The 6,318-nt window shown below is 36.9% G+C and carries 10 protein-coding genes; 2 read left to right on the top strand and 8 right to left on the bottom strand.

The window, feature by feature from the left end:
• Positions 1-1,076: aldehyde dehydrogenase family protein (locus ACY65O_RS06425; protein ID WP_462220028.1), on the bottom strand; the 1,076-nt coding region annotated here is incomplete at its 3' end.
• A 119-nt stretch (positions 1,077-1,195) separates the two neighbouring features.
• Between ACY65O_RS06425 and ACY65O_RS06420 the strand changes: the two genes are divergently transcribed.
• Positions 1,196-1,633, top strand: a complete 438-nt coding sequence (locus ACY65O_RS06420) for a nucleoside deaminase (protein ID WP_462220027.1) — start codon at positions 1,196-1,198, stop codon at positions 1,631-1,633.
• 1 nt (position 1,634) lies between these two features.
• Here the strand turns inward: ACY65O_RS06420 and ACY65O_RS06415 are convergent, their stop codons facing one another.
• Positions 1,635-2,033 (bottom strand): T9SS type A sorting domain-containing protein, encoded by a 399-nt coding sequence (locus ACY65O_RS06415; protein ID WP_462220026.1) that lies wholly within the window; start codon positions 2,031-2,033, stop codon positions 1,635-1,637.
• A gap of 76 nt (positions 2,034-2,109) precedes the next feature.
• On the opposite strand from ACY65O_RS06415, the gene ACY65O_RS06410 reads away from it, so the two are divergent.
• On the top strand, positions 2,110-2,712 hold the full coding sequence (locus ACY65O_RS06410; protein ID WP_462220025.1) for a superoxide dismutase: 603 nt from the start codon (positions 2,110-2,112) through the stop codon (positions 2,710-2,712).
• A gap of 492 nt (positions 2,713-3,204) precedes the next feature.
• Here ACY65O_RS06410 and yidD read toward each other — a convergent pair whose 3' ends face one another.
• The 6 genes from yidD to ACY65O_RS06380 all read right to left on the bottom strand — a co-directional run bounded on the left by yidD (position 3,205) and on the right by ACY65O_RS06380 (position 6,299).
• Positions 3,205-3,435, bottom strand: a complete 231-nt coding sequence (gene yidD, locus ACY65O_RS06405) for a membrane protein insertion efficiency factor YidD (RefSeq protein WP_462220024.1) — start codon at positions 3,433-3,435, stop codon at positions 3,205-3,207.
• The gene (rnpA, locus tag ACY65O_RS06400) at positions 3,410-3,859 is read right to left on the bottom strand and encodes a ribonuclease P protein component (protein ID WP_462220023.1); all 450 of its coding nucleotides are present in this window, start codon (positions 3,857-3,859) and stop codon (positions 3,410-3,412) included. Before rnpA ends, yidD begins: the two co-directional genes overlap by 26 nt.
• Positions 3,860-3,967: 108 nt before the next feature.
• Positions 3,968-4,135, bottom strand: a complete 168-nt coding sequence (gene rpmH / locus ACY65O_RS06395) for a 50S ribosomal protein L34 (RefSeq protein WP_462220022.1) — start codon at positions 4,133-4,135, stop codon at positions 3,968-3,970.
• Between the two features lie 138 nt (positions 4,136-4,273).
• Entirely contained in the window at positions 4,274-5,095 is an 822-nt protein-coding gene (gene murI / locus ACY65O_RS06390; protein ID WP_462220021.1) for a glutamate racemase, read from the bottom strand.
• A gap of 71 nt (positions 5,096-5,166) precedes the next feature.
• A complete protein-coding gene (locus ACY65O_RS06385; RefSeq protein WP_462220020.1) occupies positions 5,167-5,709 on the bottom strand; it encodes an OmpH/Skp family outer membrane protein in 543 nt (180 codons plus the stop codon).
• Positions 5,710-5,786: 77 nt separating this feature from the next.
• Entirely contained in the window at positions 5,787-6,299 is a 513-nt protein-coding gene (locus ACY65O_RS06380; RefSeq protein WP_462220019.1) for an OmpH/Skp family outer membrane protein, read from the bottom strand.
• Between the last annotated feature and the right edge of the window lie 19 nt (positions 6,300-6,318).

Raw genomic sequence — 6,318 nt, 5'->3', positions numbered from 1 at the left:
TTTTGCTCAATTATTTTTAGTGCTTCTTCCTTTGTAGTAAAAGAAATGATGGGCAATATCGGTCCAAAAATTTCATCTTTCATTATGGATGAATCTGCATTTACCTTATCCATAATAGCAGGTTCAATAAAAAGTTTTGCTTTATCAACTCTGCCACCATGTAAAATATTTCCCTGCGGTAAATAACTTATTAAACGGTCAAATTGTTTTTCGTTGATGATCTTACTGTAGTTGTAACTGTCTTCCGGCTTATCGCCAAAGAATTTTTGTATAGTTGTCTTTAAAGCAGCAACCAATTCATCTTTTTTACTTTCATGCACCAGCACATAATCAGGTGCCACACACATTTGTCCGGCATTGCTGTATTTTGTCATAGCAATTCTTTTAGCAGCCACTTTTATATTAGCATCGCTTTCCACAACGCAGGGGCTTTTACCACCCAACTCTAAAGTAACCGGCACTAATCTTTCTGCCGCCATTTTATAAATTATTTTTCCAACAACTGTGCTGCCGGTATAAAACACATGGTCAAAACTAAAGTTGTTCATCATCTCCGGAATTACTGTTGCACCATCGCCATCAGTAAATAAGATATATTCAGACGTAAATGTTTCTTCAATTAATTTTTTCATTACTGCTGCAGTTGCAGGTGCAAATTCCGATGCTTTTAATACACAGCAATTACCAGCAGCAATTGCACCTGCCATTGGTGTCAATAATAATTGTAAGGGATAATTCCACGGGCCAATAATTAATACTGTACCCAGTGGTTCCTTCATCACAAAACTTTTAGAAGGCAGGTTAAGCAAATTCGTGGATACAAGGTCGGGCTGCATCCATGCCTTAAAATTTTTAAGCGTAGCATTTATTTCACTTAATAAAAAACCGGTTTCGGTTACCCAGCATTCTTCGGGGCTCTTCTTTAAATCGCTGTATAAGGCGCTATGAAATTCAGTTTCGTATTTTAATAAAGCCGTTCTTAATTTTATTAATTGATCTTTTCTAAACGTATAAGGTTTTGTTACACCACTTTCAAAATATTGGCGCATTGCCAAAAGTTGATTTATGTTTGCCATTACAACTAAATTTGCGGCAAGGTAATAAAAAAGCCCCCTAAATCCCCCAAAAGGGGACTTACGAACTTTTTAATAACTCATCTTTCTTTTAATTTGATAATTGCTCAAATAATTTTAAAATGACGGACGAACAATACATGCAGCAGGCCATTAAAGAAGCACAAAAAGCTTTTGATGCCGGCGAAGTACCCATTGGCGCCATAGTGGTACTGCATGATAAAATTATTGCCCGTGCCCACAACCAGGTGGAGTTACTGAACGATAGTACGGCTCATGCAGAAATACTTGCCCTAACCACTGCATTTAATTTTTTAGGCAGTAAATATTTACCCGAAGCTACATTGTATGTAACCATTGAGCCCTGCCTGATGTGCAGTGGCGCTTTGTACTGGAGCAAGATTGGAAAAATTGTTTATGGTGCCGATGATGATAAAAACAGTTACAGAAAATCTACCGGAGATAAAAATCCCTTTCATCCAAAAACAGAACTGGTGGGTGGTATTTTAAAAGATGAATGTGCGGTGTTAATGAAAGATTTTTTTAAGGCAAGAAGATAGTTTACTGCACGATCATTTTTTTCTTCGCCAGCTTATCTTTTTGTTTTACTGTAATAAAATATATGCCCGGCTTTAGCGAAAACATCACCACAATATTCTCGTTGCCACTTACCAAAAGCCGCTGATCATTTCTTTCTAATTTTCCACTAATATCAATTATTTGCAACTGAATAAGCCCGGCTTCAAATCCTTTTACTTCAAGTTCTACTTTATTTTTTGCCGGATTAGGAAATAATTTTACTGAAACTCTCTCTTTTATAAATGAAGAATCTGCAATTTTTTTTTGGGTTAAGGCTTTGATGTTTTGTAAACTGTCGGGCAAATTATTACCCACCGGGTTTTGTGCAAACCCTTTACAAATTCCCAAAAACGTAAAAAACAATATAATAAATTCTTTCATTTTAAAATTGAATAGGAAACCAATAACGTAAATTTGTGGACTATATTTTGTAATAATATCTTAAAACTTAAAAACTATGGCATTTACATTACCGGCTCTGCCTTACGCACACGAAGCATTGGAGCCACATATCGACACTACCACCATGCAAATACATCATGGTAAACACCACCAGGCTTATGTAGACAATTTAAACAAAGCCATTGCCGGTACCGAGCATGAAAATAAAAGCCTTGCCGATTTAGTAAAACAAGCTGGCAGCATATCCCCTGCAGTTCGAAATAACGGTGGCGGCCACTGGAACCACAGTTTTTTTTGGGAAAGCCTTGCACCTAATGCAGGCGGCGCCCCATCAGGCAAATTAGCCGATGCAATTACTGCAGCTTTTGGAACCTTTGATGCCTTCAAAGAAAAATTTGCAGCAGCCGGAATGACGAGGTTTGGAAGTGGCTGGGCATGGCTGATTGTTAAAGATGGTAAATTAGAAATTTCATCAACACCCAACCAGGATAATCCATTAATGGAAATTGCAGAAGTAAAAGGCACCCCAATTTTAGGTTGCGATGTTTGGGAACATGCTTACTATTTAAAATATCAAAATCGCCGTGCCGATTATTTAGCCGCCTTTTGGGCTGTGGTTAACTGGAAAAAAGTGGCAGAAAGATTTGAAGGAGCGTAGCCCCCGCCCCTAAAGGGGAACTGTTCCGAAGATTATGTTTTATATTTTTTGTACCAAGCTTTAGTTTTTCTATTCTGCTTCATTGGTCTGGCCTAAGGCAAGACACTCTTGTACAAAATAACTTTATTCAACGTCTTAAATTCATAGCTGTAATCTTAAATGGTTACAGCTTTTTTTTATTGATACCATTGCCAAGTTCTACATAATTACACCAATAGGACATTGAAAATACACTGTCAGGTTGAGCTTGTCGAAGACGTGTTTACTCTTGCACCCGGTTTCGACAAGCTCAACCTGACATTTCTTACCGGGTAGATTAAATGTCCAATTGGTATTAAAATACACTTCAAAAAATCATCCCATGCATTTTCATTGATAACTGAACATTAAAAGTTGAATATTTTTTTCACAACCATTATGCTATACCAAAACCCTCCAAGGGTTTCTTATAATTTTTTACTGAATTGAATTCAACCCTTGGAGGGTTATAAATTACGGCACCGGGTCGTGCCCATGCCCTCCCCAAGGATGACATCTTGCAATTCTTTTTACAGTAAGCCATAAACCTTTTATGGGCCCGTATTTTTTTAAAGCTTCAATACCATAATGAGAGCAGGTAGGTGTATAACGGCATTTACTGCCCAGCCATGGCGAAATAATCCACTGGTACAGCTTAATTAAAAATATAAACGGCCAGCTAAGTATTTGTAACAGTTGTTTCATTTATAATTTTTAATACCCTTTTTATTACCACTGTTATTTTCTCAAAAATTAATTCGTATGCCGGTGATTCGTTTCCGGTATAAATAATAAAAACAGAAAAATTTTTATTGCTGGTATTAATTATATCTGCAAGTATATTTTTTTGCAAACGCCATGCTTCTCTCATTAATCTTTTAATACGGTTCCTGTCAACAGCTTTTTTAAAATGTTTTTTGCTAACACTAAAAGCAGTTTGCAAATTATTTTTTGGAGTGCCGGAAGCCGGAGCTTCAAGGTACAAAACACGGAAAGGAAAAACGGAAAACGATTTACCATCTTTAAACAATTGCTCGATAGCTTTACGGCTTTTGAGTTTGTCTTTTTTACCTAATGTATATCGTTGTTTATTTTCCAAATTGTATCTGGAAGCTCCGGCTTCCAGCACTTAAACACTGCAAGTTTTGGCTTGTAATTACAAAATTAAAAAAGCCCTTCAATAGTAAAGGGCTTAAATGTATTTTAATTTCTGCCAACCGGCAGAGATTGAGCGGTTTTATTTCTTATCGCCGTGTTCGCTGCTAACTGTAAGTTTATGGCGGCCTTTTTTTCTGCGGCTTGCTAATACTTTACGTCCGTTTACACTTTCCATGCGCTTGCGGAAACCATGTACCGATTTTCTGCGGCGTTTATGGGGCTGATACGTTCTTTTTTTACCTGGCATTGTTTAATTTTTTTCCTTTTACAAAATAATTTTTCTAAACCATCCATCAGGACACCATTCCCGGGGATTGTGAAAGGACGGCAAAAGTAAGGGAAAATGTTGAAAGTTGAAGGTTGATTGTTGAAAGTTTTTTGGCTTTTAAAGGTTCAAATGAGTAGATTTTATTTCTTTTCCGTAAAAATTTGTTGCATGACTGTCAAAATCTTCGGTGGAGTCGGTAGTAAAAAAAGAGATTTGACCATTTTTACTGCATTTGGTCTCCATTTGAGGGTGTCGACTTAAATATTCCAGCAGGCTGTCGGCTACAATTTTTCCCTGCGATAAAACCTGCATACCCTGTGGTGTAAATTGTTTTATTTTCTCTATTAATAATGGATAATGGGTGCAGGCCAGTAAAATGGTATCAATACCTGGTGATTGTGAAAGCAGTTTATCAATATCTTTTTTTACAAAATAATCGGCTCCGGCACTTTGGTATTCATTATTTTCAATAAGCGGCACCCACATAGGGCAGGCCTGCTGGTGCACTTTTATTTGAGGATAAAATTTTGCAATTTCTATGGGATAAGAATTGGATTGAACCGTTCCGCTGGTACCCAATATACCCACGTTATTTGTTTTGGAAAAACTGCCAATAACTTCTGTGGTAGGGCGTATAACTCCCAACACCCTTGTATCTGCACCCATTTTTGCCAAATCGTTATGCTGAATGGTTCGCAATGCTTTTGCCGAAGCAGTGTTGCAGGCCAATATAACTAAGGAACAGCCCTGGCTAAAAAACCATTGTACACATTGTAAGGTATATTGATAAACCGTTTCAAAACTACGGGTGCCATAAGGTGCACGGGCATTATCACCCAGGTATAAATAATCGTATTGCGGCAACTGGTCAACTATTTCTTTTAAAACAGTTAAGCCGCCGTAGCCGCTGTCGAATACTCCAATGGGGCCTTTATTCATGTATCAAAAATACAAAAGCCACTCCGTTTTAAAAGGAATGGCTTTTTGTAAATATATTTTTGCAAAAGTAATTATTGTTTTGCAGGAGGAGTTGCTGGTTTTACCGGTGCTTTTGGTGCGTCAACAATACCTAATTCTTTTTTTACCAAAGGTAAAATATCATCTCCCGGAGGGCCAACTAAAACTGAATTTACATCCAGTACATACGAATAGCCACTTTTTTTAGCTACTGATTTGATAGCATCCATAGCTTTTTGCTGTATAGGTGCAAATTTTTGTTGTGCAGCCTGTTTTGCTTTTTCTTGTGCCTCGTTATTAAAACCCTGCACTCTTTGAATTAATTTAATTATTTCTTCCCTTTTAATTTCCTTCATGCTTGCATTTAATGTAGCAGAGTCTTTAATAAACTGGGCACTTTTATCATTGGCTTCTTTTTCCAAATCATCATATTGCTTTGCAAGAGATTCCTGGTATTCCTGTAATTCTTTATTGGCTTTTTGGGTCTCAGGCATAGCTGCAATTACCTCATCCGTGTTTACATAACCAATTTTTGTTTGTGCTGAGGCACTTAAAAACCCTAACGCCATTACACCAGCTACGATTAATTTTTTCATTGTTTTTTTTGTGTTTACTTTTTTATATAGTTTGTTTTTTTATGGTTTTGGCTGCATGGCGGCCAGGTATTAACATTTTATTTTACACCCAGGTTTCTCAGCACTTCATCACTCTTGTCTAATTTTGGGTCGGCAAAGATAACGGTAATTCCTTCACTTTTGTCCAATATAAAATCATATTGTCTGTCCACAGCCAGTTTTTGAACGGCATTGTAAACCTTATCCTGTATGGGTTTTATCAGTTCCTGCCTTTTTTTAAACAGATCTCCCTCAAAACCAAAGCGTTTCTTCTGTAAATCCCTTAATTCTTTTTCTTTGTTATATAACTCATCTTCTCTTTTCTTTTTTAATTCGTCGCTCAGCATTACCTGTTCGGCATCATATTCTTTAATCATCTTATCTACCATGGTTTGCTTTTGATCAATTTCCTGCTGCCATTGATCGCTGAACTGGTCCAGTTTTTTCTGAGCATCCTTATAATCAGTTAGTTTTTCTAAAATATATTTAGAATCGATAACTGCGTAACGCTGTGCATTGCCTGTAAAGGCAATGAGCAATAAGCAAAAGGCAATAAGCAAAAGCTTTTTCATGTTACAAACGTTTTAGAAA

The organism is Ferruginibacter sp. (assembly GCF_031430955.1).
GTDB lineage: Bacteria > Bacteroidota > Bacteroidia > Chitinophagales > Chitinophagaceae > Ferruginibacter.
The sequence above is the reverse complement of the archived record's forward strand: the minus strand, read 5'-3'. Positions and strand labels throughout refer to the sequence as shown.